The 22873-nt window shown below is 59.9% G+C and carries 21 protein-coding genes; 5 read left to right on the forward strand and 16 right to left on the reverse strand.

The annotated features are described in order from the left end of the window. Nucleotides 1-178: 178 nt before the first annotated feature. The 5 genes from AWT75_RS16120 (at nt 179) to AWT75_RS16135 (ending at nt 4268) form a co-directional block, all read left to right on the forward strand. On the forward strand, nt 179-961 hold the full coding sequence (locus AWT75_RS16120) for an enoyl-CoA hydratase (protein WP_062790491.1): 783 nt from the start codon (nt 179-181) through the stop codon (nt 959-961). 11 nt (nt 962-972) lie between these two features. After that, entirely contained in the window at nt 973-2094 is a 1122-nt protein-coding gene (locus tag AWT75_RS16125; RefSeq protein ID WP_062790495.1) for an enoyl-CoA hydratase/isomerase family protein, read from the forward strand. Between the two features lie 24 nt (nt 2095-2118). Continuing rightward, entirely contained in the window at nt 2119-2838 is a 720-nt protein-coding gene (gene mmsB, locus AWT75_RS16130) for a 3-hydroxyisobutyrate dehydrogenase (protein ID WP_275575760.1), read from the forward strand. After that, complete coding sequence (locus tag AWT75_RS23965) at nt 2835-3008, forward strand: NAD-binding protein (RefSeq protein ID WP_275575761.1); 174 nt, start codon at nt 2835-2837, stop codon at nt 3006-3008. The genes mmsB and AWT75_RS23965 overlap by 4 nt, the downstream gene beginning before the upstream one ends. A gap of 168 nt (nt 3009-3176) precedes the next feature. After that, entirely contained in the window at nt 3177-4268 is a 1092-nt protein-coding gene (locus tag AWT75_RS16135; RefSeq protein ID WP_062790467.1) for a polyamine ABC transporter substrate-binding protein, read from the forward strand. 63 nt (nt 4269-4331) lie between these two features. Here the strand turns inward: AWT75_RS16135 and AWT75_RS16140 are convergent, their stop codons facing one another. From AWT75_RS16140 to infB, 16 genes are all read right to left on the reverse strand, one after another. Further along, the gene (locus tag AWT75_RS16140; RefSeq protein WP_062790470.1) at nt 4332-5084 is read right to left on the reverse strand and encodes a competence/damage-inducible protein A; all 753 of its coding nucleotides are present in this window, start codon (nt 5082-5084) and stop codon (nt 4332-4334) included. 33 nt (nt 5085-5117) lie between these two features. Next, nucleotides 5118-5909 (reverse strand): YdcF family protein, encoded by a 792-nt coding sequence (locus tag AWT75_RS16145; RefSeq protein WP_062790473.1) that lies wholly within the window; start codon nt 5907-5909, stop codon nt 5118-5120. 15 nt (nt 5910-5924) lie between these two features. Next, nucleotides 5925-6635, reverse strand: a complete 711-nt coding sequence (locus tag AWT75_RS16150) for an ABC transporter ATP-binding protein (RefSeq protein WP_045845292.1) — start codon at nt 6633-6635, stop codon at nt 5925-5927. Next, nucleotides 6632-7402 carry an ABC transporter ATP-binding protein gene (locus tag AWT75_RS16155; RefSeq protein ID WP_045845293.1) on the reverse strand — a complete coding sequence of 257 codons (771 nt, stop codon included), beginning with the start codon at nt 7400-7402 and terminating at the stop codon, nt 6632-6634. Before AWT75_RS16155 ends, AWT75_RS16150 begins: the two co-directional genes overlap by 4 nt. A 3-nt stretch (nt 7403-7405) precedes the next feature. Next, the gene (locus tag AWT75_RS16160; RefSeq protein WP_045845294.1) at nt 7406-8488 is read right to left on the reverse strand and encodes an ABC transporter permease subunit; all 1083 of its coding nucleotides are present in this window, start codon (nt 8486-8488) and stop codon (nt 7406-7408) included. A 17-nt stretch (nt 8489-8505) separates the two neighbouring features. Beyond that, nucleotides 8506-9435, reverse strand: a complete 930-nt coding sequence (locus AWT75_RS16165) for a branched-chain amino acid ABC transporter permease (protein WP_062790476.1) — start codon at nt 9433-9435, stop codon at nt 8506-8508. A 717-nt stretch (nt 9436-10152) separates the two neighbouring features. After that, entirely contained in the window at nt 10153-11499 is a 1347-nt protein-coding gene (astB, locus tag AWT75_RS16170) for an N-succinylarginine dihydrolase (protein ID WP_062790479.1), read from the reverse strand. Further along, entirely contained in the window at nt 11496-12956 is a 1461-nt protein-coding gene (gene astD, locus AWT75_RS16175) for a succinylglutamate-semialdehyde dehydrogenase (protein WP_062790482.1), read from the reverse strand. Before astD ends, astB begins: the two co-directional genes overlap by 4 nt. Further along, nucleotides 12953-13987 (reverse strand): arginine N-succinyltransferase, encoded by a 1035-nt coding sequence (gene astA / locus AWT75_RS16180; protein WP_045845298.1) that lies wholly within the window; start codon nt 13985-13987, stop codon nt 12953-12955. The genes astD and astA overlap by 4 nt, the downstream gene beginning before the upstream one ends. An 11-nt stretch (nt 13988-13998) precedes the next feature. Further along, the gene (gene aruF / locus AWT75_RS16185) at nt 13999-15018 is read right to left on the reverse strand and encodes an arginine/ornithine succinyltransferase subunit alpha (protein WP_045845299.1); all 1020 of its coding nucleotides are present in this window, start codon (nt 15016-15018) and stop codon (nt 13999-14001) included. A 108-nt stretch (nt 15019-15126) separates the two neighbouring features. Further along, entirely contained in the window at nt 15127-16341 is a 1215-nt protein-coding gene (locus AWT75_RS16190; protein ID WP_045845300.1) for an aspartate aminotransferase family protein, read from the reverse strand. Nucleotides 16342-16710: 369 nt separating this feature from the next. Then, complete coding sequence (gene pnp, locus AWT75_RS16195) at nt 16711-18858, reverse strand: polyribonucleotide nucleotidyltransferase (protein WP_045845301.1); 2148 nt, start codon at nt 18856-18858, stop codon at nt 16711-16713. 182 nt (nt 18859-19040) lie between these two features. After that, on the reverse strand, nt 19041-19310 hold the full coding sequence (rpsO, locus tag AWT75_RS16200; protein WP_045845302.1) for a 30S ribosomal protein S15: 270 nt from the start codon (nt 19308-19310) through the stop codon (nt 19041-19043). An 80-nt stretch (nt 19311-19390) separates the two neighbouring features. Further along, entirely contained in the window at nt 19391-20314 is a 924-nt protein-coding gene (truB, locus tag AWT75_RS16205) for a tRNA pseudouridine(55) synthase TruB (protein WP_062790485.1), read from the reverse strand. Continuing rightward, nucleotides 20311-20733, reverse strand: a complete 423-nt coding sequence (rbfA, locus tag AWT75_RS16210) for a 30S ribosome-binding factor RbfA (RefSeq protein ID WP_045845353.1) — start codon at nt 20731-20733, stop codon at nt 20311-20313. The genes truB and rbfA overlap by 4 nt, the downstream gene beginning before the upstream one ends. Before the next feature lie 133 nt (nt 20734-20866). Then, nucleotides 20867-22873, reverse strand: a 2007-nt coding sequence (infB, locus tag AWT75_RS16215; RefSeq protein WP_062790500.1) for a translation initiation factor IF-2, incomplete at its 5' end; no start/stop codon positions are given.

The following is a 22873-nucleotide window of genomic DNA, read 5'->3' on the forward strand; positions in this document are numbered from 1 at the left end:
CTGCATGTTTGAGCCCTGCGACGCTAGCACAGGGCGAGTTCAGCCGCGCCTCGGGACTGACAGGATCCAGCGGGCAGCCGCAGGCCAGGCAAACCAAACCGGCATCCGCGCAGCGGATTCAGGACAGCAAAGATCGTATACAGACTGTAGGTACTACTTACCAATGATCGGGAACGCCATGACACATTACGCTCATCTGCAAGTGGAAAAACGCGGCCACACCGCCCAGGTCACCATCGACAACCCGCCAGCCAACACCTGGAACCGCGCCAGCCTGAACGCGCTCAAGCAACTGGTGGCAGACCTGAACGCGGACGACAACATCTACGCACTGGTGATTACCGGAAGCGGCAGCAAGTTCTTCTCCGCCGGAGCCGACCTGAACCTGTTTGCCGACGGCAACAAGCTCGTGGCCACCGAAATGACCATGCTGTTCGGCGAGGCCTTCGAGGCGCTGGCCGCCTTCCGTGGTGTCAGCATTGCCGCCATCAACGGCTATGCCATGGGCGGCGGGCTGGAATGCGCGCTGGCCTGCGACATCCGCATTGCCGAAGTCCAGGCACAAATGGCGCTGCCGGAAGCCGCAGTCGGCCTGCTGCCCTGCGCTGGCGGCACCCAGCAATTGCCATGGCTGGTGGGCGAAGGCTGGGCCAAGCGCATGATTCTGTGTGGCGAGCGGGTGGATGCCGACACCGCCGAACGCATCGGCCTGGTGGAAGAAGTGGTCGGTCAGGGCCAGGCGCTGGAAGCCGCGCTCAAGCTAGCGGAAAAAGTGGCGCGCCAGTCCCCCTCCTCGGTCAAGGTGTGCAAGCAGCTGGTACAGCGCGCGCGCATCGAGCCGCCCGGCTATAACCTGATTCACGAACGCGAGCAGTTCATCAAGCTGTTCGATACTGCCGACCAGCAAGAAGGCGTGCAGGCCTTTCTGGCCAAGCGCAGCCCGCAATGGCACAACCGCTGACAGGAGCCGTCATGCCCGATGTTGTCTTGTTTGAAGAACGCCGCTGTGCCGATGGCAAACGCATCGGCATTGCCACCCTCAACAGCGAAAAATCGCTCAATGCGCTGACGCTGGAGATGATCCGCCTGCTGCAAGCCAAGCTTGCCGCCTGGGAAGCTGACTCCGGCATCGCCGCCGTGCTGCTGCGCGGTACTGGCGAAAAGGCCTTCTGCGCCGGTGGCGATGTGCGCGCCCTGCGCGAAGCGCTGCTGAGCGACGACAGCCACCCGCAGCCGCAGGCGCTGGCCTTCTTCCGCGAAGAATACGCGCTGGACTACCACATCCACTGCTATGCCAAGCCGCTCATCGTGTGGGGGCATGGCATCGTGATGGGTGGCGGACTGGGCCTGATGGCCGGGGCCAGCCACCGCGTGGCCACCAGCGCCACCCGCATTGCCATGCCGGAAATCACCATCGGCCTGTATCCGGACGTAGCCGGCAGCTGGTTTCTGCAACGCATGCCAGCCCGCGTCGGCCTGTTCCTCGGCCTGACCGGCGCGCCACTGAATGCGCATGATGCGCTGATCTGCAATCTGGCCGACCACGTGCTGGCCAGCGATGCCTGGCCGCAGTTGCTGGAGCAGCTGCAACAGCAATACTGGGATGCCGACAGCGCCACCCGCAGCGCCCAGGTTTCCGCCCTGCTCAGCCAGCTGGAACACGCCGCGCGCAGCAGCCTGCCAGCGTCCAATGTCGCCCCCAATCTGCTGACCATTCATCAGCTGATGAGCATGGGCGACCTCGCCAGCGTGGCCGATGCCCTGGGCAGCTGGCAGTTCGACGACGACTGGCTGGCCAGTGCCGCCAAAAACTTCCGCCACGGCTGCCCGGTGTCCGCCGCCGTGACCTGGGAAATCTTCCAGCGCGCCCGCCACCTGTCGCTGGCCGAAGCGCTGCGCATGGAGCTGATCCTGTCGCTCAACTTCTGCCACAAACCGGACTTCCGCGAAGGTGTGCGTGCGCTGCTGGTGGACAAGGACAGGCAACCGCAATGGCACTACCGCCAGCTGGCCGACATCCCGCAGGAGTGGGTGGACAGCCACTTTGTGGCACCGTGGCCGGCAGAGCAGCACCCTTTGGCCACCTTGCCTTAAGTACAACAAAAGAGGAGAGAGACAATGACACACATCGCCTTCATCGGACTGGGCAATATGGGTGGGCCGATGGCGCTCAATCTGGTGGCCAAGGGGTTTAGCGTCGCCGCTTTCGATTTGTCCGCCGACGCACTGGCCAGGCTGCAAGCCGCCGGTGCCCGTGCCGCCAGCAGCGCACTGGACGCCGTACAAGGTGCCAGCGTGGTGATTTCCATGCTGCCCGCCGGCAAGCATGTGCAGGCGCTGTATCTGGGCGAGCAAGGGCTGTTTGCCAGCCTGCCCAAGGGTACGCTGGTGATTGACTGCAGCACTATCGCCGCCAGCGATGCACGCAAGGTGGCCGATGCTGCCACTGCAGCTGGCCTGCGCATGCTGGACGCGCCGGTTTCCGGCGGCACCGCCGGGGCAGCTGCCGGTACGCTCACCTTTATCGTCGGCGGTGACGAGGCCGATCTGGCCGAAGCACGCCCGTTGCTGGAGGCCATGGGCAAGAACATTTTCCACGCTGGTGGCAACGGCGCGGGCCAGACCGCCAAGATCTGCAACAACATGCTGCTGGGCATCCTGATGGCAGGCACCGCCGAGGCGCTGGCACTGGGGGTGAAGAACGGGCTGGACCCGAAAGTACTGTCGGACATCATGAGCAAGAGCTCCGGCCGCAACTGGGCGCTGGAGCTGTACAACCCATGGCCGGGGGTGATGGAAACCGCCCCGGCAGCCGTGGCTATAGCGGCGGCTTCATGACTGCGCTGATGCTCAAAGACCTGGGCCTGGCCGAAACCACCGCGCTGGACAGCCATGCCGCCACACCACTGGGCACGCTGGCGCGCAATCTGTACGAGAACCATGCGGCTGCCGGTAATGGCCAGCTGGATTTTTCCAGCATCCTGCAGTATTTCCATCCGCAAGACTGAATCCGGTTTCTTGTCTGTCCCTGCCCGGCCTGGTGCCGGGCTTTTTTGCATCCGGCGTATTCACACAGGGCAGTTTGGACGGTTGTCATGCGCGTAGCGAAACCATGCCAGACAGCAACAGTCCAAGGTCTTTCATGACGACGTATACAACCGCTCAGGAAACCAGCCATGAAAACCAGAAATCTGCTTGCCTCCGCCCTGTTGCTGGCCGCTGCCAGCCAGGCGTCCAGCGCCGCCGGGGTGCTGAATGTCTATAACTGGTCCGACTACATTGCCAAGGACACCATTCCCGGCTTTGAAAAGCAGACCGGCATCAAGGTGCGCTACGACAACTACGACAGCAATGAAACCCTGCAATCCAAGCTGCTGACCGGCAGCTCCGGCTACGACATCGTTACTCCCACCTCGGACTTCATGGCCAAGCAGATTCAGGCCGGGGCCTTCCAGAAGCTGGACAAGAGCAAGCTGCCCAATCTGCGTAACCTGGACTCGGCACTGATGGCCAAGATAGCCGGTGCCGACCCGGGCAATCTGTATGGTGTTCCCTGGGCCTACGGAACCGACGGCCTGGGCTACAACCTGACCAAGGTACAGCCGCTACTGGGCAAGGACGCGCCGCTGGACGACTGGGACAATCTGTTCAACCCGCAAAAAGCGGCAAAACTGAAAGGCTGCGGCATTTCGGTACTGGACGATGCCAAGGCCGTGTTCGCCACCACCCTGCACTATCTGGGCAAGCAACCTAACAGCCGCAACCCGGCCGACTATCAGGCGGCCTTCCAGACCCTGCAAAAAATCCGCCCCTATATCAAGCGTTTCAGCTCGTCCGGCTATATCAATGAACTGGCCAATGGCGATATCTGCATGGTGCTGGGCTACTCCGGTGACGTGGTGATCGCCAAAACCCGCGCCGCCGAAGCCAAACGCCCCTACCAGCTGGCCTATTACATTCCCCGGACCGGTGCACCGCTGTGGTTTGACGTGATGGTGATTCCCAAGGGAGCCAAGAATGTCGATTCCGCCCTGCAGTGGATCAACTACATGCAAACTCCGCAGGTGAACGCCGGCATCACCAATACCGTGTTCTACCCTACTGCCAATGCGGCGGCGCGCAAGTTCGTAAAACCGGAGATTGCCAACGACCCGGCCATCTACCCGCCACCGGCCCTCATCAACAAGCTGTTCCTGCTGGAGCCGGTACCGGCTGACATCATGCGGCTGCAAAACCGGCTGTGGACACAGCTGAAAACCGGGCGCTGAGGCAAGGTCCAACAAAACAAAAAGGGGCGTAAAGCCCCTTTCTCAGCTGTGCCACACAACAGATCAAGACCGTTCGCGCAAGGTATACCCCGCCGCCGTCAGTGCCTTGCGCCATTCGGCAATGGCAATGTCCACCAGCTGGCGCTGGCCGGTGAAGCCGAAGTCGATGTGCATCTGCGGAATGGTTTCGTTGCCAAAACTGGGCAGGCTGGACAGCTTGAGGGCAGGATAACGCTGGCTGAAATCCTGCATCAGGGTGATCAGGTCGCCCTCGCGCGCATTCAGCGCAATCACCCCGGCTTCCACATCCGGGCTGTCATTGAACAGATGGCGGTACTGGCTGTCCAGCACCCATTCGATCATCGGCCAGGCCATGGCGGGAAAGCCCGGCACGAAATGCACATCACCATGGGAGAAACCGGCAATCTGGTTCACCGGATTGGGGATGATGCGGCTGCCTGACGGGAACATCGCCATATTGATGCGGTGCGGATAGGCATCCTCGCCAAAGCGTGCCTCGATCAGCGCACCGGCTTCGGGGTGAACCTCCAGCGGCAAGCCCAGCGCCTGTCCGGCACAGCTGCGGGTGTGGTCGTCCGGGGTGGCACCGATGCCGCCAAAACTGAACACCAGTTCGCCGCTGGCAAAGGCACGCTGCAAGGCGGCGGTGATGCGTGCCTGGTCGTCACCCACGTACTCCGCAGCGGCCAGGCTCAGGCCACGCGCCGCCAGAATGCGGATCAGGGATTGCAAATGCTTGTCCTGCCGTTTGCCGGACAATAATTCATCGCCGATGATGATGGCTGCAACGTTCACGCTTCACACCTCTTGCTCGGAGTTGACCCGGCATCAATCCGGCTGCGTGGCCCTGCCGTGCAACCAGCCTTGTACCGAGTAAAAGAAAATGCCCAGCCATTCGCGCAAGGCGGAATGGCATTCCTGCATGGCCCGCCCGGTGGGCAGATACCAGGCCAGCCCTGCGCCATCATAACGGACAAAACCGGTGGGTGCAGGCAGCACATTCAGGCCCTGGGCCTGAAAAAACGGCAGCGCGCGGCGCAAATGCCAGCCCTGGCTGACCAGCACGATACGGCTGATACCGGCCTTTTTCAGCATGAGCGCACTGTAACGGGCGTTCTCCAGCGTGGTATTGGACTGCATTTCCACCCAGCGTACTGACAGGCCGTAGTCCTGTTGCAGGGTTCGCGCCATCACCTCGCCTTCCGGCTCGCCACCATAGGGCGAGCCACCGGTCACCAGCAGAGGCAGATGAGTGCGCCGTGCCAGAAAGGCGGCGTAGCGCAGCCGGGTCTGGGTATCGGCACTGGGTTCGTTACGCTCGTATTCGGGAGCCGGTTTCTTGCCGCCGCCCAGCACCACGATGGCCTGTTGCTGTTGCAGCTGGGCCGTGGAAACGACGGGGTAGCGCTCCAGTCCGCCATTCAGCCACATGGCAGTACGGGGAATGGACAACAGATAGGCCAGCAGCAGGCCGACACATACCAGACTGGCCCCCATGGCAGGCGCACGGCGGCGCAGCAACAGCCCCAGGGCGACGGGGAGAATGAAAAGCAGCGGGGGCAATAAAAAGGCCCCGAAGAGCTGGTGGACCAGTACTTCGGGGCTAATCGTTGCTGTCATTGAAGACTCTTTTGCTTACTCGCCGAGGTAGGCGTTACGCACGCGTTCGTCGTCGAGCAATTCGCGCGCCGGGCCACCCATGGTGATACGGCCGCTTTCCATCACATAACCGCGCTGGGACACTTCCAGGGCCAGTTTGGCGTTCTGCTCCACCAGCAGCATGGTCACGCCTTCCTTGGCAATCATCTGGATGATCTCGAAGATCTTTTCCACGATGATGGGCGCCAGTCCCATGGACGGTTCATCCAGCAGCAGCAGCTTGGGCTTGGACAGCATGGCACGGCCCATGGCCACCATTTGCTGTTCGCCGCCGGACAGGGTGCCGGCCAGCTGCTTGTAACGCTCTTTCAGGCGCGGGAACAGTTCGTACACGCGCTCGATTTCGCTCTGGATGGCCGCCTTGTCATTGCGGTAGTAGGCACCCATTTGCAGGTTTTCTTCCACCGTCAGCTTGCTGAAGATGCCACGGCCTTCCGGCACCATCACCAGACCATGACGCACATAGTCGTGGGACGGAATGGTACCGTTCAGCTTGCCATCGTAAGTGATGCTGCCGCCGGACGGCTTCACCATGCCGATCAGGGTTTTCAGGGTGGTGGTCTTGCCGGCACCGTTGGCACCGATCAGGGTGACCAGCTCGCCCTGGTTGATGTGGAAATCCACGCCACGAACAGCCTGAATGCCGCCGTAAGCCACTTGCAGGTTTTTAACTTCCAGAAGGCTCATGCGTGTGCCGCTCCCAGGTAAGCTTCAATCACTCTCGGGTTCTTGCGTACTTCTTCCGGAATGCCCTCGGCAATCTTCTTGCCGTAATCCAGCACCGCAATACGGTCACACAGACCCATCATGAGTTTGACGTCGTGTTCAATCAGCAAAACCGTAGTACCGCTCTTGGCGATCTTGCTCATCAGCTCCTTGAGCTCTTCGGTTTCACGCGGGTTCATACCGGCAGCCGGTTCGTCCAGTGCCAGCAGCTTGGGCTCGGTGGCCAGCGCACGGGCGATTTCCAGACGACGCTGGTGGCCGTAGGACAGGTTGCGGGCACGTTCGTCGGCCACGTCGGCAATGCCTACGTATTCCAGCAGTTCCCAGGCCTTGGCGGTAATCGCCTTTTCTTCCTCGCGGGTACGCCGGTCACGCAGTACCGCGCCCAGTGCGCCGGCCTTGGAACGGATGTGGCGACCCACCATCACGTTTTCCAGCGCAGTCATTTCCGCGAACAAACGGATGTTCTGGAAAGTACGGGCGATACCGGCGTTCACCACCACGTGCGGCTTGGCCTGGAACAGGTTGTGGCCGTCGAAGGTGAAGGAACCTTCGTCCGGGACGTACAGGCCGGTCAGCACGTTGAACAGCGTGGTCTTGCCGGCACCGTTCGGGCCGATCAGACCGTAGATTTCACCCTTGTTGATGGTCAGGCCGACATCGCTCAGTGCGTGCAGACCGCCAAAACGCTTGTTGATGCCTTCGATTTTCAGCAGTACTTCAGCCATGACTTAACCTTTCTGCGCAGCCGCTTCTTTGGCGTCCTTGAATTCGGCCTTGCGGCGCTTGGACGGCAGCATGCCTTCCGGACGAACCAGCATCATCACCACCATGGCAATGCCGAACAGCAGCATGCGGGCGTTTTCCGGGTCGATCAGCATGCGACCCATGGTCTTCATCTGCAGCGGGCCAATCACGTCACGCAGGATTTCCGGCGCAATGGTCAGCACGACAGCACCCAGGATCACACCGGCGATGTTACCCATGCCACCCAGAACGATCATGGCCAGGATCATGATGGACTCCAGCAAGCTGAAGGATTCCGGCGATACAAAACCCTGGAAGGCAGAGAACAGGCCACCAGCCACACCACCGGACAGCGCACCCAGTGCAAAGGCCAGCAGCTTGATGTTGCGGATGTTGATACCCATGGCCGAAGCGGCAATCTGGTCTTCACGCAGCGCAACCCAGGCACGGCCGATACGGGAGTGCTGCAGGCGGGAAGCCATGATCACCACGATGACGGTCAATACCAGGAACAGGTAGTAGTACAGATAGACCGGCGGCAGGGACATGCCGAACAGGTTGATCGGCGAACCCAGGTCGGCAGCGCCAACGCGGATCGGGTCGATCAGGTTGATACCTTGCGGGCCGTTGGTGATGTTGACCGGCGCGTTCAGGTTGTTCATGAAGATACGGATGATTTCACCGAAACCCAGCGTCACGATGGCCAGATAGTCACCCTTCAGGCGCAGTACCGGAGTACCGAGCAGAATACCGAAGAAGGCGGCAAACAGCGCACCCAGCGGAATGGTGACATAGAAGGGCCAGTGAATGCCGAAGTGCGGCGAACCCAGCAATGCGTAGGTGTAGGCACCCACGGCATAGAAGGCGATGAAGCCCAGGTCGAGCAGGCCGGCAAAGCCCACCACGATGTTAAGGCCCAGTGCCAGCATCACGTACAACAGCGCGAAGTCGACGATACGCACCCAGGAATTACCCAGCGCGCCGCCTACCACGAAGGGCAGTACGCACAGGGCAATGCCGCTGGCGATGAACAGCCCGATTTGTTTGGAATCAAATGCCTTGCTCATGTTATTTCTCCCCCGGATCAGGCGCGGTCAGCCATCTTTTCGCCCAGCAGGCCGGACGGACGGAAAATCAGCACCAGGATCAGCACCATGAAGGCAAAGATGTCCTGATAGTTGGAACCCAGGAAGCCACCGGTCAGCTGACCGATGTAACCTGCACCCAGGCTTTCGATGATGCCCAGCAGGATACCGCCGGCCACTGCACCACCCAGATTGCCGATACCACCCAGCACCGCAGCGGTAAACGCCTTCAGGCCGATCATGAAGCCCATATAGTAGTGAGCTTGGGAATAGTTGGTAGCAACCATTACACCGGCAATCGCACCCAGGGCGGAGCCCAGCATGAAGGTGGCGGAAATGATGGTATTGACGTTGACACCCATCAGGCCGGCCACGGCCGGGTTCTGACTGGTGGCACGCATGGCGCGACCCAGCTTGGTTTTCTCAACCACAACCAGGAGGCCGGTCATCAGCACCAGGCACAGCACCACGATCATGATTTGCAGCTTGGTAATGCTGGCACCCATGATGCTGACGGTGTCTGCATTCAGCAGGTCAGGGAACGGGATGTAGTTGCGGCCCCAGATCAGGATGGCAATCTGCTGCAGCGAAATGGACAAGCCAATCGCGGTAATCAGCGGAGCCAGACGCTGGGCGCCACGCAACGGACGGTAAGCCACCCGCTCAATGACAAAGCCCAGCAAGGCGCAAGCCGGAATGGCAACCAGCGTGCCGATCAGCACGATAGCCCAGCCTGGAAGGTCCACACCCGAGTGCATCAGGGTAGAAACGACGGTAATGCAAACCATTGCACCAATCATCACGACTTCGCCATGGGCGAAGTTGATGAGCCCCATGATCCCGTACACCATGGTGTAACCCAGCGCGATCAGCGCATAGATGCTACCAAGTACCAGACCATTGAGGATCTGTTGGAAAAAAATGTCCACGTGGGAGATCTCCTTTGATTTAAACGACCCAGCAGCTTGTAGGGCTTCCCCTCTTCTTATGCCACCTGTAGTTGTTGCCTGTCGTATCGAACCATTTTCCTGGTTTCTGTCTGACAGCCGCACGGATTATGCGTGTGGATTCAATCGACTGTCAATCTGAAAAACCGGTGAAAAACAGCAAAAAGGCAAATCATTTAAGATTATTACAAGTTATTGATTTTATTGACTTTTTCACAAGTATATTACTGCGCTGCAGCAAGATAATATCGGATATCTTCACTGCGCGAGAACACACCTGGCAAAGCCTGCATTTTCACATTTTTGACATGTTTCCCCTTGAAAATATTCGCAACCGAAAAGAAATGTTCATTCGCATTCCAATGCGAACACAGAATTTTCGCACTCATTCGAATGCATACAATCTTCGGGATACAATCGTCCGCCAGACTGAACACACCCCATGCCTGCAAAATTTTTGTCGGCTCACTACATCATTAAGCAAGCAGTACAGACAAAACAGTTTGTTGCGGCCTCTATAGCAAGAGTCGGGCCAGTTTTTTGGCGCTGAAAACGGGAAATTTGCCCCACAATGTGGCAAAAAATGCAGCAGCGCCCCATAACAGCACAAAAGCCACCCGCAGGTGGCTTTATACATAGACAGAAACAGGGCGACTGACCGGAATGAAGACATCGCCCTGCCCTGATGCATGATCTGGCTCAGGCCAGCTGGAAGGGGTAAACCGAACCCAGCCGCATGATGCGCGTCAGCTCGTCCAGCGCTGTGCGGCATTCGTCCAGCAGCAAGGGGTCGGCCAGATCATCCGCACTCAGTCGATCGCGGTAATGCCGTTCCACCCAGGCGTTCAGCGTCGCGAACAGTTCATCGTTCATCAGCACGCCCTGGTTGACTGCAGCAATTTCGCTGGCCGACATCGCCACGCGCAAACGCAGGCAAGCCGGGCCGCCGCCATTCTGCATCGACTGTTTGAGATCGAACACGCGGATTTCATTGATCGGGCCGCCGCTGCTGCTCATCTTTTGCAGATAGCTCCACACGCGCTCGACGTTGCGGCATTCTTCCGGCACCACGATGATCATGCTTCCATCCGGCTTGGACAGCAGCTGGCTGTTGAACAGATAGCTCTTCACTGCCTCGGCCACGCTCACTTCGGCATCCGGTACTTCCACCGGTACAAACTGCCCACCCACGGCCGCCAGCTTGCGTGACAGCTCTTCCAGCACCCTGCCCTGCTCCAGGAAAGACTTTTCATGGTGGAACAGCACATTGCGGTTGCCCACCGAAATCACGTCGTTGTGGAACACACCGGCATCGATGGTAGCCGGGTCCTGCTGGGCATATACCACGCCGGATTCCGACAAACCATGCAGGCGCGCCACGGCCTGGCAGGCTTCCAGCGTCTGTCGCGCCGGGAAGCGCTGCGGGGCCGGGTAACGGCCATCGAATGCTGCCGCGCCGAACACGAAGAACTCTACCCCGGCAGCATCATATTCCGCACAGAAGCGGGTATGGTTGGCCGCACCTTCATCACCAAAGTGCATTTGTGCCGGCAGGGCTTCATGCACCATGAAGTGCTGTTCGTCGGCAAACATCGCCTGCAACAGACGGCGCGTGGTGGGATGCTCGATGGAACGGTGGAATTTGTTGTTCAGATTGGCCGGGGTAAAGTGCACCCGCTTGTCCGCGGTATCGCCGGACGGGCTCACCGTAGCGGCATTGGCCGTCCACATGCAGGAAGCGGACGAAGCTGCCGCCAGAATGGCCGGGGCTTCCTTGGCGGCGCGGGCCACCACTTCGCCATCCGTCCCGGAAAAACCCAGGCGGCGCAGGCTGGCCACGTCCGGGCGCTCGTGCGGGGCCAGCACGCCCTGCTTGAATCCCAGGTCGTGCAGCGCCTTCATCTTGGCCAGACCCTGCTTGGCGGCCAGCTTGGGGTTGGACACTGCCTTGGTATTGCTGGTGGAAGCCACATTGCCAAAGGACAGGCCGCTGTAGTTATGTGTCGGCCCAACCAGGCCGTCAAAATTCACTTCGTAGGCGTTCACAGTGTAATCCCCGGAGAAAGTTGGGCAGGCACGGTCAGGCTGTCGCATTCCAGCGAGGCCACCGGGTAAGCGCAGTAATCCGCGGCATAGTAGGCGCTGGGGCGATGATTGCCCGAGGCACCGATGCCACCAAACGGCGCAGCACTGGAAGCACCAGTCAGCGGCTTGTTCCAGTTGACCACGCCAGCGCGGCTTTCCAGCAGATAGCGTTCGTACAAGGCACGGCTATCCGACAGCACGCCACCGGCCAGGCCAAAGCGGGTGTCGTTGGCAATGGCGATGGCTTCATCAAAATCGGCATAGCGGATGACTTGCAGCAGCGGGCCGAAGAATTCTTCGTCCGGGCGCTCCACCGCAGTGCTGTCGATGATGCCGGGCGACAGGATGGCGGCATCCGGCGTCAGGCGACGCATTTCCAGCAGGCTCTTGCCACCGTTTTCCAGCAGCCAGGCCTGGGCCTTGAGCAAGGCTTCGGCGGCGGCATTGGAAATTACCGCACCCATGAACGGTGCCGGTTGTTCGTCGTACTGCCCCACTTTCAGCTTGGCGGTGACTTCAACCAGGCGAGCCAGCAGCGCATCACCCCACGCACCTTGCGGCACCAGCAGGCGACGTGCGCAGGTGCAGCGTTGTCCCGCCGACACGAATGCGGACTGGATGATGTGATGCACGGCGGCATCGACATCGGCCACGTCTTCCACGATCAGCGGATTGTTACCGCCCATTTCCAGGGCCACAATCTTGTCCGGCTGACCGCCGAAATTGCGGTGCAGCAGTTCGCCAGTGGCCGAGCTGCCGGTAAAGAACAGGCCGTCGATACCCTTGTGGCCGGCCAGTGCGATGCCGGTTTCACGCGCACCTTGCAGCAGGGCAATCACCCCGGCCGGCAAGCCAGCTTCCGCCCACAGACGCACTGTTTCCTGTGCGGTCCACGGTGTCAGTTCCGACGGCTTGAACAACACGCAGTTACCGGCCAGCAGCGCAGGAACGATATGGCCATTGGGCAAATGACCGGGGAAGTTGTACGGGCCGAACACGGCCACCACACCATGCGGCTTGTGACGCAGCACCGCCTGGGCATCACCCATGGGCGCGGCGCGCTCGCCGGTACGCTCGTGATAGGACTTCACCGAGATATCCACCTTGTTGACCATGGTGGTGACTTCGGTCAGCGCTTCCCACATCGGCTTGCCGGTTTCCTTGGCAATAATGGTGGCCAGCGCATCCTTGCTGGCCGTCAGCAGTTCGCCAAAGCGGCGGGCGATGGCAATGCGCTCGTCCAGTGCAGTGCGTGCCCAGGACTTGAAGGCCAGACGTGCCGCCACAACAGCCTGATCAACCTGCGCGTCATCCGCGCCCTGCCCTTGCCAGATGAGCTCCGCCGTGGCCGGGTTGGTCTTGCTCAGGTCTGCGCCGGCACCGGCCAGCCATTGTCCATTGATATACAAAGTGGTCATGCGTTCTCCTTGGGCGACAGTGCCACGCAGCGTACGTGGTCGCCTTCCTGCACGTTCAGGGCCTGCGCCTGTTCCGGCGTCAGGCAGAATTCATGAGTGGGGGCTGGCGCTTGTGCCAGAATCACCCGGAAACCGGTCAGCGACTGATTGGAAACCAGATAATGGCAACGCTCCCCTTCGGGCAGCGGGTCCAGTACGCGGGCGGTCACGGTGCGGCTTTCCTTCACCGCACGAATCTCGCTGGTATAGGCCTGCACGGTAGGGCCGGCATCAAAGATGTCGACATAGCCTTCGTAGCGGAAGCCTTCGGACTCCAGCATGGCCACGGCCGGGCGGGTGTTGTCGTGCGTCTTGCCGATTACCGCCTGGGCATCAGCCGGCAGGAAATCGACATACACCGGGTGCTTGGGCATCAGCTCGGCGACAAAAGCCTTTTGGCCGACGCCGGTGAGGTAATCCGCCTGGGCAAAATCGATGGAGAAGAAGTGACGCCCCAGCCCTTCCCAGAAGGGTGAGCGGCCATCGGCATCGGATACGCCACGCATTTCCGCCACCACGGTCTTGCCGAACAATTGCGGGAATTGCGCCAGGAACAGGAAGCGGCTTTTCGACAGCAGGCCGCCATTGCGGTTGGCGCGGAAATCCGGATGCAGGAACAAGGTGCACAGCTCGGAATAACCGGTATGGTCGTTGGACAGGAACAGGGTTTCGTGACGCGAGTACACGCCCAGTTCGTCCGAGGCGTGCACGATGGTGCCCACGCGGTAGTTGTACCAGGGCTCCTTCAGGCCAACGGCGGCTTCCAGCGCGCAGATACCACCAACCTGGCCGGTTTCGCTGTCTTCCAGCACGAATACATAGCCCTGGTCGGCACGGTCCAGCTCACCAGCAAAGGACAGTACCGAACGGCTGATGCGACGCGACAGGCGTTCTTCGTTCACCGGCAAGGAGGTAAGGCCGACTCCGGCACTGCGTGCCAGATTCATCAGGCCGGGCAGATCGCTATGTGCGATCGGACGGATAATCATCATGCTGTCTCTCCTCAGCCTTGCTGCAAGCCGACCACACGCACGGTGTCGCCGCTGCTTACACCCAGCGCCTGGGCGGCATCCGGATTGATGAAGGCCACACCATCGACAATGGCCACGCGGATGGCTGCCGCCACGAAGTCACCTACTTGCTGGTTGCACACCAGATGCATGCTGGCCTGGGCCGGCAGACTGGCGGCCACTTCCACCGGATGACAACGGTTGCGCTCCAGCGTTTGCAGACGGTCCAGCTCGGCAGTCAGCACCGCGCCACCATCAAAGATGTCGATATAGTTGTCTGCCTCGAAGCCCTCGGTGGTAAGCAGCTGACAGGGACGCTCGAAATTGGCGTGGATCTGGCCAATCGCGTTTTGCGCATCGTCCGGCAGCAAGGGCACATAGATGGGATAGCTGGGCATCAGCTCGGCAATAAAGGTTTTGCTGTGGCCGACGAAAGCCTGTTCTACCTGCAGGAAATCCATATTGAAGAAGCGGCGGCCAATGGCGTTCCAGAACGGCGACTGACCGGCATCGTCATGAATGCCCTGCATTTCGGCAATGATGCGACGGCCAAAGCGCTGCCGCGCCGTGGCGATGAACAGCAGGCGGGCACGGGACAGCAGTTCGGCGGCCAGCGGTTCCAGCACGGTATCGGCATAGAAGCCGCACAGCTGCACCATGCCGGTAAGGTCGTGACAGATATTGAGCACATGCACCCGGTTGTTCACCTTGAGGGTGCGCGAGGCATGCACGAAGGTTTCGCTGCGGTAGCTGTAAAACGGCTCGTCAAAACCGGCACAGGCGCTGATGGAGGCAGTACCCACCACTTCGCCGGCGGATTCCAGCACGAACATATAGTATTCGCTGCCGGTTTCTGCGGTGGCTTCAAACTCGAACGACGATGAGGACTGCTGGATCCGTTCGAACAGCTTGTCCCGATTGTTGGGCAGGCTGGTCACACCGATGCCGCTGGCTACGGCCATTCTTTCGATGGCGGGCAAGTCGGCAGTGCGGACTGGGCGCACGATAAACATGGAAACCTCCCTCTGGGGGGTAAGCCGCTGCGCCGTTTCGCGGGCGCAGCCGTACCCACAGCCACGGCAAAGCCTGGCTGTGGTGTCTCTTGCGGGAAAAAACGGGGCTTACTTGGCGGCGACGAGTTCGGCCACGGCAGCATCAAAACGCTGCAGCGCTTCGTCGATGTCGCGGTCTTCCACCACCAGCGACGGTGCCATGCGCACGACATTGACACCGGCAACCAGCAGCAACAGCTGATGCTTGCTGGCAGCGTTGACGAAGTCCTTGGCACGGCCGGCAAAGGCATCGGTCAGTACGCAGCCCAGCAGCAAGCCCATGCCACGGACTTCCTTGAATACCTTGTACTTGTCGTTGATGGCATTCAGGCCATCGCGCAGGCGCTGGCTCTTGGCACGTACACCGGCCAGCACTTCCGGGGTGTTGACGATTTCGATCACCTTGAGGGCAACCGAGGCGGCCAGCGGGTTGCCGCCGTAAGTGGTACCGTGGGTGCCGACCGAGAAGCTCTGGGCAATCTTGTCGGTGGTCAGCATGGCACCAATCGGGAAACCGCCACCCAGCGACTTGGCGCTGGAGAGGATGTCCGGTGTTACGCCATATTCCTGATAGGCGTACAGCGAGCCGGTACGGCCCACACCGGTTTGTACTTCATCGAAAATCAGCAGCGCATTGTGCTGGTCGCACAGTTCACGCGCAGCTTGCAGGAAGGCCTTGTCGGCCGGCAGCACGCCGCCCTCGCCTTGCACCGGCTCGATGACCACGGCGCAGGTCTTGTCACTGATGGCCGCCTTGAGGGAGTCGATATTGTTGAACTCGAAATGGTGGATGCCGGCCGGTACCGGGGCAAAGCCTTCGGTGTACTTGGGCTGGCCACCCACGCTCACGGTAAACAGGGTGCGACCGTGGAAGGAATTCTTGCAGGAGATGATTTCGTTCTTTTCCGGACCGAAATGATCGGCGGCATATTTGCGTGCCAGCTTGAAGCAGGCTTCATTGGCCTCGGCACCGGAGTTGCAGAAGAAGGCACGATCGGCAAAGGTGGCGGAAGTCAGCGCATGAGCCAGTTTCAGTACCGGCTCGTTGGTGAACACATTGGACACATGCCACAGCTTGCCAGCCTGTTCGGTCAGCGCAGCCACCAGTTGCGGGTGGCAATGGCCCAGCGAATTCACGGCGATACCGCCAGCCAGATCAATGAATTCACGACCATCCTGATCCCAGACTCGCGATCCCAGGCCCTTGACCGGAATGAAGGCAGCCGGGCCGTAGTTGGGGACCATGACCTGGTCGAAATCAGCGCGGGTGATCGAATTGCTCATCTTTATAGTTCCCTTCCTGCTTGATCCTCCGTTTCTGCCTGCTGTCCGGGGCAGTAAACGGCATTGTTATGATTTAATACGCTTGAAATGATTCTAATCGAATCTTCCGGCCAACCCATATCCGGTTTGCGACATCTGCTTATAAAATTACTTGACCTATCTCAAACCCGTCAAACCGCCATTTTCACCTTCATTTTCAGTATCTTGCAAAACAAATCGTCGCCACAGCCGCCATCTGGCGGTCAAAATGCTGCGCAGCATGCGTCCTGCCTGCCGTAATCGCGACATCCACACCGGCATCCCTTCCTTGCCGCCAGACGCAAAAAAGCCCGCATTGCTGCGGGCTTTTGCTTGGCAGATTGCCAGGAATTACTGCTGGGTCTTCAGACCAAAGGAGTCGGCGGTTTCGCGCGCAACCTTGGATTCGTCTTCCAGCAGCGCCTTGATGGACAGGCGGATACGACCGCGATCATCCATTTCAATGGCCTTGACCTTCACAACCTGGCCTTCTTTCAGGTAGTCGGACACATTCTTGATGCGCTCGTTGGCGATCTGGGAAATGTGTACCAGACCATCCTTGCCCGGCAGGATGGAAACGATGGCACCGACGTTGTTGTCGAGGATCTTCACTACAGTACCTTCGTAGATCTTGCCCACTTCAACTTCAACGGTGATTTCTTCAATACGCTTCTTGGCAGCCTCGGCGCCTTCACCGGAGATGGAGGCGATGGTGATGGTGCCATCTTCCTCGATATTGATCTCGGTGCCGGTGTCCTTGGTGATGGAGCGGATGGTTTCGCCGCCCTTGCCGATCACGTCACGGATTTTCTCCGGATTGATCTTCATCACGTACAGACGCGGAGCGTGGGCGGACAGCTCTTGCGGGCCTTCCACGGCTTCCTTCATCAGGCCCAGGATGTGCTGGCGGCCTTCCTTGGCTTGTGCCAGGGCAACCTGCATGATTTCCTTGGTGATGCCCTGGATCTTGATGTCCATCTGCAGGGCGGTAATGCCTTCGGCAGTACCGGCTACCTTGAAGTCCATGTCGCCCAGGTGATCTTCATCACCCAGGATGTCGGTCAGCACGGCAAAACGGTTGCCTTCCAGGATCAGACCCATGGCGATACCGGCAACGTGGGCCTTCAGCGGCACACCGGCGGACAGCAGCGACAGGCAGCCACCGCAAACCGAAGCCATGGAGGAAGAACCGTTGGATTCGGTGATTTCCGAAACCACACGCATGGAGTAACCGAATTCGGATTCCGGCGGCAGTACGGCAACCAGGGCACGCTTGGCCAGACGACCGTGGCCGATTTCACGACGCTTCGGCGGGCCCATGCGGCCGGCTTCACCGGTGGAGTACGGCGGGAAGTTGTAATGCAGCATGAAGCGTTCGGTGTATTCACCGGCCAGCGCGTCGATGATCTGCTCGTCCTGCTTGGTGCCCAGCGTGGTTACCACCAGGCCCTGGGTTTCGCCACGGGTAAACAGGGCGGAACCGTGGGTGCGCGGCAGCACGTTGCTGCGGATGCTGATCGGGCGCACGGTGCGGGTGTCGCGACCGTCGATACGCGGTTCGCCAGCCAGAATCTGGCCACGGACGATTTCAGCTTCCAGACCCTTGAAGATGCCCTTGATTTCGTTGGCCAGCAGGGTGTCGGTATCTTCGTTGATCAGCGCAGCCTTGACGTCGGCCCAGGCTTCGTTGATGGCAACGGTGCGGGCTTGCTTCTGGCGCAGGCGGAAAGCATCAGCCAGCTTGGCACCGGCAATGCCGCGTACCTGGGCGATCAGCTCTTCGTTCTTGGCCGGAGCAGTCCAGTCGAACATCACCGGGTTCACTTCGTCAGCCAGTTCGTTGATGGCCTTGATGGCGGCTTGCATCTGGTCGTGACCAAATACCACGGCACCCAGCATCACGGCTTCGGACAGTTCCTTGGCTTCGGACTCGACCATCAGCACGGCACGCTCGGTACCGGCAACCACCAGATCCATTTCGGAAGTGGCCAGTTCGGTCTTGGTCGGGTTCAGGATGTATTCGCCATTGGCGTAACCCACACGGGCAGCACCAATCGGGCCGGCAAACGGCAGGCCGGAGATGGCCAGCGCAGCGGAAGCACCGATCATGGCCGGGATGTCGGAATCCACTTCCGGATTCAGCGACAGCACGGTAGCCACGATCTGTACGTCGTGGTAGAAGCCTTCCGGGAACAGCGGGCGGATCGGACGGTCGATCAGGCGGCTGGTCAGCACTTCCTTCTCGGACTGCTTGCCTTCGCGCTTGAAGAAGCCACCCGGGATTTTACCGGCAGCGTAGGTACGCTCGAGATAGTCTACGGTCAGCGGGAAGAAATCCTGGCCCGGCTTGACATTTTTGCCGCCGACAACGGCGACTAGAACCACGGTTTCATCAACAGAAACAATAACGGAGCCGGAAGCCTGGCGCGCTACTTCGCCGGTTTCCAGGGTAACGGTCTGGTTACCATACTGAAACGTTTTGGTAATTTTATTGAACACAGGGCATCCCTTAGTCAAAATTGTTTTTTCAAGCTGAAAACACAACGGGAACCCCTAAAAATTCGGACCGGTTTCGATCAAAATTTCTAGAGGCTCCCCCCGTTGTCACAGTAATACAGCGTGCTTGAAGGCCAGCGTGAAAAAGTCGCAGACTCGCTGCGACTTTTTCAAACCTGAACCAATTACTTGCGCAGACCCAGACGGGCAATCAGAGCGCGGTAGCTGTCAGCATCGGTACGCTTGAGGTAGTCAAGCAGGCGACGACGACGGCTCACCATCTTCAGCAGACCACGACGGCTGTGGTGATCCTTGGTGTTGGCTTTGAAGTGCGGGGTCAGATCGTTGATACGAGCGGTCAGCAGTGCGATTTGCACTTCGGACGAACCGGTATCGCCTTCCTTGTGCTGGAAGCTTTTAACGATGTCTGCTTTTTGGGCGGCGGTCATTGCCATTTTGGGTAACTCCAAATCAGGTAAGGATCTTGCGATCCGACAAGTGCAGCGAGCCGGTTTCCCAACCCATCCGCACTTCGCTAGCAGGCTGCCTGTTTGACAGCCAGGAGTCTGATCGGGTGCAGCATGTCATCATCCCGCAACTCGGCCAGACCCAGAAACTCCGCATCCACATCGCTGTAAACACGAAAGCGCGTCATTCTCGCACACTCGCCGACAAAACGCACGGCCTGTCCGTGAATAAAACGCCCGACGCTGGCCGCATCCAGCGTATGCGACGGAAAGTGTTGCACCAATACGTCGACCGGCAACAGCAGCGCTTCGCGACCAGCCATATCCAGCGCTTCCACATCGGCCAGCGTGTGCGCCTCGGACAGCTGGAAACCACCAGTCGTGGTACGACGCAAACCGGTCAGGTGCGCTGCACAATCCAGCGCAATGGCAATGTCTTCGGCCAGCGTGCGGATATAGGTACCCTTGCTGCACAGCACGTCGATTACCGCCTCCACGCCATCAAAGCTGACCAGCTGGAGCGAATGGATGGTGATCTGGCGTGCTTCGCGATGGATTTCGATACCTTCGCGGGCATATTCGTACAAGGGCTTGCCCTGGTGCTTGAGCGCTGAATACATCGGCGGCACCTGGCTGATCTCGCCGACAAACTGCTGCATCACTTGCAGCAGGCTGGCTTCATCAAAGGCAATCGGGCACTCGCGCACCACTTCACCTTCGATGTCCCCCGTACTGGTGGCGGCACCAAAACGTACGGTGGCGCGATAGCCCTTGTCGGCATCCAGCAGATAGGAGGAAAACTTGGTGGCCTCCCCCAGGCACATCGGCAACAGGCCGGTGGCCAGCGGGTCCAGCACGCCGGTATGCCCTGCCTTGGCGGCATTAAGCAACCAGCGCGCCTTTTGCAGCGCGTTGTTGCTGGAAATATCGTAGGGCTTGTCGATCAGCAGCACGCCATCAATCTGGCGGCGGTTGCTGCGCGGCTTGCTCATTCGGCGCTACCTTCTTCATCTGCGGCCGGAGCAGCAGCATCGACCTGACCGAATTTTTCCGCGTCTTCCTTAGCTACCTGGTTGATCAGGCTGGTCATGTGCATGCCGCGCGATACCGATTCGTCGTAGACAAAGTGCAGTTGCGGCGTGGTGAACATCTTGATGCTGCGGCCCAGTTCGGAACGCAGGTAACCGGCGGAGTGCTCCAGCGCTTCCTGGCTGACTTCGCGGGTCTTTTCGTCCATCACGGTGTAAAACACCTTGGCGTGGGAATAGTCACGCGTCACTTGCACGGCGGTAATGGTGATCCAGCCGGCACGCGGGTCTTTCAGACCGGTACGTACCAGTTCGGCCAGCTCGCGCTGAATCTGTTCAGCAATGCGGTCGGCGCGGGAGAAACCTTTTCTGGCTTTGGCCATGATTTCCATCCTGTAGTCATGAAAGCGGCCAACGGATAGTCGGATGTATCCGACTAGCAGTCAGCCGCCTTGAATGCAAAAGGCGAGCGCCGGCAAGCCATGGCTTGCACTGCACTCGCCGGGAAAGTGCCGCTTACAGCGAGCGGGCCACTTCCACGATTTCGAACACTTCCAGCTGGTCGCCTTCCTGGATGTCGTTGAAGTTCTTCAGCATCAGACCACATTCGTAGCCCTGCTTCACTTCCTTCACGTCGTCCTTGAAGCGCTTGAGCGAGTCCAGTTCGCCGGTGTGCACCACCACGTGGTTGCGGATCAGGCGGATCGAAGCGGTACGCTTGATCAGACCGTCGGTCACCATACAACCAGCAATGTTGCCAACCTTGGAGACCGGGATCACCTGACGGATCTCGACGGTACCCAGGATCTGTTCCTTCTTCTCCGGAGCCAGCATGCCGGACAAGGCTGCTTTCACTTCGTCCACGGCATCGTAAATGATGCTGTAGTAACGGATGTCCACGCCTTCGTTTTCGGCCAGCTTGCGCGCTGCGGCATCGGAACGGGTGTTGAAGCCGATCACGATGGCCTTGGAAGCGATCGCCAGGTTGATGTCCGATTCCGAGATACCACCCACGCCGGAGTGCAGGATGCTGACGCGCACTTCGTCGGTGGACAGCTTCTGCAGGCTGCCAGCCAGAGCTTCGTAGGAACCCTGTACGTCGGCCTTGATGATGATGGACAAGGTTTGCACCTCGCCACTGCCATCAGCCATCTGGGCGAACATGTTTTCCAGCTTGGCGGCTTGCTGCTTGGCCAGGCGTACGTCACGGAACTTGCCGGCACGGAACAGGGCGATTTCACGCGCCTTGCGCTCGTCGGTCAGCACCATGGCGTCTTCACCGGCTTGCGGTACGTCGGACAGACCCAGGATTTCCACCGGGATGGCAGGGCCGGCACTTTCGATGGCCTTGCCGTTTTCGTCGATCATGGCGCGAACGCGACCGAATGCCGTACCAGCCAGTACCACATCGCCCTTCTTCAGGGTGCCGGACTGAACCAGCAGCGTGGCAACCGGGCCACGACCCTTGTCCAGACGGGCTTCCACGATGATACCCTTGGCCGGAGCGTCAACCGGAGCGGTCAGCTCCAGTACTTCAGCCTGCAGCAGGATGGCTTCCAGCAGCGCGTCGATATTGGTGCCCTGCTTGGCAGACACTTCGACGAACTGGGTGTCGCCACCCCAATCTTCCGGCACCACTTCGTGGGATACCAGTTCCTGGCGGATGCGCTCTGCGTTGGCACCCATCTTGTCGATCTTGTTGACCGCCACCACCATCGGCACCTTGGCAGCCTTGGCATGGTGAATGGCTTCAATGGTTTGCGGCATCACGCCGTCGTCGGCAGCCACCACCAGCACCACGATGTCTGTCGCCTTGGCACCACGGGCACGCATGGCGGTAAACGCTTCGTGACCCGGGGTATCCAGGAAGGTGATCATGCCGCGCGGGGTTTCCACGTGGTAGGCACCGATGTGCTGGGTAATACCACCGGCTTCGCCCGCGGCCACTTTGGCGCGACGGATGTAGTCCAGCAGCGAGGTTTTACCATGGTCGACGTGACCCATCACGGTGACGACCGGCGGACGCGGCAGTACTGCCACTTCCACTTCTTCGCCTTCCGGTTTTTCCAGGTAGGCTTCCGGATCATCCGCCTGTGCCGCGCGCGGCTTGTGGCCCATTTCTTCCACCACGATCATGGCGGTTTCCTGGTCCAGCACCTGGTTGATGGTCACCATCATGCCCATCTTCATCAGGACCTTGATCACCTCGACGCCCTTGACGGCCATGCGGTGAGCCAGATCGGCCACGGAGATGGTTTCCGGTACCAGCACGTCATGCACGATGGGCTCGGTCGGAGCCTGGAAGGCATGCTGGTTGTTTTGCTTGTGCTTGCCCTTGCCGCCGCGGGATTTCCAGTCATTACCGGCATCGCCGCCCTTGGTCTTGAGACCACGGCCACCCTTCTTGCCTTCTTCCCAGCGCTCGTTGCCTTTCTTGGCGCCGCCGCCCTTCTTGGCATCCGGACGACCGGCTACGGTTGCCGGTACCACCGGGGCTCCCGGTGCAGCGGCAGCAGCCGGACG

This window comes from Aquitalea pelogenes, from assembly GCF_001515305.1.
GTDB lineage: Bacteria > Pseudomonadota > Gammaproteobacteria > Burkholderiales > Chromobacteriaceae > Aquitalea > Aquitalea pelogenes.

Coding starts and splice junctions, on each gene's coding strand:
- aruF (WP_045845299.1), bottom strand. CDS start 15,018: ATGTTTATCGTGCGCCCAGTCCGCACTGCCGACTTGCCCGCCATCGAA.
- AWT75_RS23965 (WP_275575761.1), top strand. CDS start 2,835: ATGACTGCGCTGATGCTCAAAGACCTGGGCCTGGCCGAAACCACCGCG.
- AWT75_RS16190 (WP_045845300.1), bottom strand. CDS start 16,341: ATGAGCAATTCGATCACCCGCGCTGATTTCGACCAGGTCATGGTCCCC.
- astD (WP_062790482.1), bottom strand. CDS start 12,956: ATGACCACTTTGTATATCAATGGACAATGGCTGGCCGGTGCCGGCGCA.
- AWT75_RS16135 (WP_062790467.1), top strand. CDS start 3,177: ATGAAAACCAGAAATCTGCTTGCCTCCGCCCTGTTGCTGGCCGCTGCC.
- rbfA (WP_045845353.1), bottom strand. CDS start 20,733: ATGGCCAAAGCCAGAAAAGGTTTCTCCCGCGCCGACCGCATTGCTGAA.
- AWT75_RS16160 (WP_045845294.1), bottom strand. CDS start 8,488: ATGAGCAAGGCATTTGATTCCAAACAAATCGGGCTGTTCATCGCCAGC.
- truB (WP_062790485.1), bottom strand. CDS start 20,314: ATGAGCAAGCCGCGCAGCAACCGCCGCCAGATTGATGGCGTGCTGCTG.
- AWT75_RS16150 (WP_045845292.1), bottom strand. CDS start 6,635: ATGAGCCTTCTGGAAGTTAAAAACCTGCAAGTGGCTTACGGCGGCATT.
- astA (WP_045845298.1), bottom strand. CDS start 13,987: ATGATGATTATCCGTCCGATCGCACATAGCGATCTGCCCGGCCTGATG.
- AWT75_RS16145 (WP_062790473.1), bottom strand. CDS start 5,909: ATGACAGCAACGATTAGCCCCGAAGTACTGGTCCACCAGCTCTTCGGG.
- mmsB (WP_275575760.1), top strand. CDS start 2,119: ATGACACACATCGCCTTCATCGGACTGGGCAATATGGGTGGGCCGATG.
- AWT75_RS16120 (WP_062790491.1), top strand. CDS start 179: ATGACACATTACGCTCATCTGCAAGTGGAAAAACGCGGCCACACCGCC.
- AWT75_RS16155 (WP_045845293.1), bottom strand. CDS start 7,402: ATGGCTGAAGTACTGCTGAAAATCGAAGGCATCAACAAGCGTTTTGGC.
- rpsO (WP_045845302.1), bottom strand. CDS start 19,310: ATGGCAATGACCGCCGCCCAAAAAGCAGACATCGTTAAAAGCTTCCAG.
- AWT75_RS16125 (WP_062790495.1), top strand. CDS start 973: ATGCCCGATGTTGTCTTGTTTGAAGAACGCCGCTGTGCCGATGGCAAA.